Source organism: Calothrix rhizosoleniae SC01 (genome assembly GCF_900185595.1).
Lineage (GTDB): Bacteria > Cyanobacteriota > Cyanobacteriia > Cyanobacteriales > Nostocaceae > Calothrix_A > Calothrix_A rhizosoleniae.
On record NZ_FYBH01000152.1, the window covers coordinates 1 to 3,338 of the forward strand.

5 protein-coding genes and 1 pseudogene are annotated in these 3,338 nt (G+C 41.2%); 2 read left to right on the forward strand and 4 right to left on the reverse strand.

Annotated elements, in window-relative coordinates; translation table 11 throughout:
• A partial coding sequence (locus CALSC_RS08960; protein WP_143288201.1) for an SDR family NAD(P)-dependent oxidoreductase occupies positions 1 to 477 on the forward strand: 477 nt, incomplete at its 5' end.
• Between the two features lie 7 nt (positions 478 to 484).
• Here the strand turns inward: CALSC_RS08960 and hisS are convergent.
• On the reverse strand, positions 485 to 1,876 hold the full coding sequence (gene hisS, locus CALSC_RS08965; RefSeq protein ID WP_088241018.1) for a histidine--tRNA ligase: 1,392 nt from the start codon (positions 1,874 to 1,876) through the stop codon (positions 485 to 487).
• Between the two features lie 153 nt (positions 1,877 to 2,029).
• Complete coding sequence (locus tag CALSC_RS08970) at positions 2,030 to 2,476, reverse strand: DUF3598 family protein (protein WP_088241019.1); 447 nt, start codon at positions 2,474 to 2,476, stop codon at positions 2,030 to 2,032.
• Positions 2,477 to 2,599: 123 nt separating this feature from the next.
• Between CALSC_RS08970 and CALSC_RS25835 the strand changes: the two are divergent.
• Positions 2,600 to 2,692 (forward strand): annotated as a pseudogene (locus CALSC_RS25835) (Uma2 family endonuclease); the annotation flags it as partial.
• Between the two features lie 83 nt (positions 2,693 to 2,775).
• Here CALSC_RS25835 and CALSC_RS25840 read toward each other — a convergent pair.
• Both CALSC_RS25840 and CALSC_RS08980 read right to left on the reverse strand, forming a co-directional pair.
• Positions 2,776 to 2,979: a hypothetical protein gene (locus tag CALSC_RS25840; protein ID WP_143288202.1), complete on the reverse strand. Its 204-nt coding sequence runs from the start codon at positions 2,977 to 2,979 to the stop codon at positions 2,776 to 2,778.
• Positions 2,980 to 3,083: 104 nt separating this feature from the next.
• Positions 3,084 to 3,263: a hypothetical protein gene (locus CALSC_RS08980; protein ID WP_088241021.1), complete on the reverse strand. Its 180-nt coding sequence runs from the start codon at positions 3,261 to 3,263 to the stop codon at positions 3,084 to 3,086.
• Positions 3,264 to 3,338 lie beyond the last annotated feature (75 nt).

Sequence of the window (3,338 nt, forward strand, 5' to 3'; positions counted from 1 at the left end):
GAAGCTCAAGAACTCTACCCAAAAACATTTCTCAGATGCATGGAAAAAGCATTAAGTTATATGGCTGATGGACAAGGTAGGGTCGTAGTTATCTCTGCTAGTGGTGTTCATAACCCAGGTAAGGTATATGCTATGGCTGCGCCAGCTAAAGCGGGGATGGAAACCCTGGCGAAACACTATGCTGTAGCCGTAGCTCCACGGGGAATTACTGTCAATATTATTACTCCAGGTTATATCAAAACTGAAGCATGGGATGGATATTTAGAAAAACTTCCCTATATTGACAATATACCACCCAGTGCCACTCCCATGGGAAGATGGGGACAACCTGATGATGTGGCTCCATTAGTAGCTTTTCTTTGCTCCCCAGAGAGTGGATTTATTACGGGTCAACATATTTACGTAGATGGTGGAGTGGGACTTTCCTTGTTTTGGAATATTCACCGTCTGAGTGAAAATACCAGTTCTTCACCCTGAAATAAGATTAAGATTGCGATCGCTTGTTAATTTCCTCAGCTAAATTATCCCAAGTTATTTCTACTTGTTCTCTGGTGTGCAAATCTTTTAAGGAAGACTTCTGTGTTGTGGCTTCCTCAGAACCAATAATCACACAAAATCTAATTCCCTGTTTATCAGCCAGTTGCAATTGTTTACCCAAATTGCGTTTGTCAAAACTAGTTACCACCTTCAATCCTGCTTGGCGTAGCTTTTGCGATACTTGAAGATAAGTAGGCATTAAATCCTCTTGCATGTTTACCACCATTACCTGGGCTGGTGTGGGAGGTAAAGCATTTAAAATCCCAGCTTTGAGTAAGCGACTCATTAACCGGGTTAAACCAATGGAAATACCTACTCCCGGCATTTTTTCACCTAAAAATGTCCCTACCAATTCCTCATATCTACCCCCAGAACAAATACTACCCAAGGCTTCATGTCCCAAGAGAGTGGTTTCGTAAACTGTACCGGTATAGTAATCTAGTCCCCGAGCAATTGATAAGTCAATGTTAAAGCGGTTCTCAGCAACCCCTAAATTTCTCACCCCAGCAATTACCGTTTCTAGTTCTGTTACTCCTAAAGTAAACTGCTCTGATTCGGGAAGACTTTGGCTCAAGTGTTTCAACTTACTTAATATATTGTCAACATTGCCATCAATCTGAATAAAATCGATAATTTTGTCAGTTTGCTCTGGAGATACTCCTTCTTGTTCCAACTTCTGTTTAACTTTTGTTTCACCCACCTTTTCTAGGGTGTCAACTATAGTGACGCAGGTTTTAATTTTTTCAGTTGCAATACCCACAGACTGAAAGAAACCCGTCAAAACCTTACGGTTGTTGATGCGAATCAGGAAATCACCAATATTAATCGCCTCAAATATCTCAGAAATAATTGCTGGCATTTGGGCATCATAAAGCAAACTGAGTTCCCGCCGCGCCACCACATCAATGTCACACTGACGGAATTGGCGGAAACGTCCATCCTTGGCTCGTTCCCCTCGAAATACCATATCCATTTGATAACGGGCGAAAGGAAAAGTTAAATCATTCAAATGGCGAGCAATATAAGCCGCTAGGGGCACAGTTTGGTCAAATTTTAACGCCCGAGACTCAGAACCACCTTCCCCCGCCTGATCTTTCTCCGCCTGGCGATTTGGTGGCAAAATGGGGTCAATGCCATAAATAATATTATCCCCTTGATTCCCTTTTGCTTGGAGAACCTCTAGTCTTTCTATCGCCGGGGTTTCAATGGGAGTAAATCCGTAGCTTTCAAAAACTTTACGAATAGTATCAAGTAAATAGGATTCCAGGCGTTTTTCGCTGGGAAGAAACTCTGGAAAACCACTAGGGGTAGAAAAATTAATTTTTTCGCCTTTTGCCATGTTGGAAACAGTTATCAGTTATCAGTTATCAGTTATCAGTTAGCAGTAAAAAGTAACAACTTCCCATAATTCCCAGCATTACAGGAAGTTGCGATCGCCTACACCGCATAGTGGCTCTCAAAGAGCATCGCCTTTGGGGATTTGCTGGCGATTTTATTTCATTCGTTCTTCTTGAACCAGGGTGCGCTGAAATAGTTTACCATTGTTAAACCAATGCCAGGTACGGGAACGATAGTTATTATCAGGGCTAAGATAAATCATTTCCAGGACGTAAATTTCTGGTTGACTTTTATAAGTAAATCGTAAAACCACTGTGGAATCGTCTATTTCCCAGGCTTCTCCTTGAATGCGCTCTGTATCAAATAATAGTTTCTTATCTACATACATTCCCGGAAAATCATATTCTTCTACTTTGCCATTAGCCCACTTGTAACGGTTGGTTTGGAAGTAGGGAGAAGAACCATCTTCTGGGAACTGACAAGTTAAATGGGATTTATACTTATCAGTTATTTTACCTTCTACATCCACAATTGTATAAGTTCCTACCCAGTCACCTTCATGGCGAGCTAGAACAGGCATTTCTTCTTTTATAGTAGACATTGCCACTCTCATGTATATATTAGTTTTATTAGATAAATGTTAAAGCATTATGTGATAAGCGATCGCTTCTTTGATCTTCTTGTTTGGATCCGCTAAACTGATAGCACAGAGACTCACCTCGCCATGTCTGTCGCCAAAGATTTCGCAACCCCAGAAGATGTTATATTTCCTCCAGGGGATTTATATAGTGATGAACCACTTTTAGAAACTGATTTATCAGAAGTGTAACGACAGGGTGAAAGCCCAACCAGAAATAGGCAGGGGAGCAGTCATTTCAGTTATCAGTTATCAGTTATCAGTTACCCCATCGATAAATCGAGGGGCTTGAATAAGGAAAATACTTTTTCCCTTTCCACGGATAAATCCAACAGAGCAGCGCAGTCTTGGGGAGCCAGCGTTGGAGACGGTAAGCCCGAAGCGGTGGACGGGTTTCCCGGCATAAAGCAACTGGCGCAACCCGTAGGGGTTTCCCGTCGCAGACGACTGGCGTTGGTTTCCCCCATGAGCGACTACGGGGGGCTTGTATCCTTTTCTTTTTTGGTCAAATCGACTAAAAATGACGTTGTTAATCCAATGTTTGGAGTAGTTGTGGCGCAGTCGTGATGATCTAATTACTGTCTGGAGTAGTAGAGGTTGGTAGTAGGACAAGTTTATCGGATTTTTTAGACTTAGATCCTCCAACCTTAACTAAAACTTTTACATCTATACCGTCCCCTTCTTTGACCTTAACTTTTACTTTAACAAGTACTGTTTCCTTAACCTTAACTAATACAAAAACTTTAACCACAAATTTGATGAGATACGAAGTGAATTAGAATCAAGAAATGGAATAAACCTATAAAAAGTAAACTTATTATTTATT